The organism is Psychrobacter sp. AOP5-GZ1-6 (genome assembly GCF_052376345.1).
Taxonomy (GTDB): domain Bacteria; phylum Pseudomonadota; class Gammaproteobacteria; order Pseudomonadales; family Moraxellaceae; genus Psychrobacter.
On sequence record NZ_JBQSVP010000411.1, the window covers coordinates 1 to 227 of the forward strand.

The window sequence follows — 227 nt, forward strand, 5'->3', positions numbered from 1 at the left end:
TTGACCGTTTCAGCCAATGCATTGTCGTATGAATCGCCTGTTGTACCAACAGAGGCAATCACACCGCAGTCAGCCATCTTATCTGTGTAGCGAATGGATAAATACTGAACCCCTCGATCACTGTGATGAATCACATCTTTGGGATTATTCCTATCTGCTATCGCTTGATTGAGCGCGGCCATCACCATATCGGTGTTCATGCGATTGGATACTTTCCAGCCCACAAT

At 46.3% G+C, this 227-nt stretch carries 1 protein-coding gene; it reads right to left on the bottom strand.

What is annotated here, in order from left to right; translation table 11 throughout:
- The coding region (locus ACT3RN_RS16410; RefSeq protein ID WP_444518917.1) for a DDE-type integrase/transposase/recombinase at positions 1-227 on the bottom strand (227 nt) is incomplete at both ends.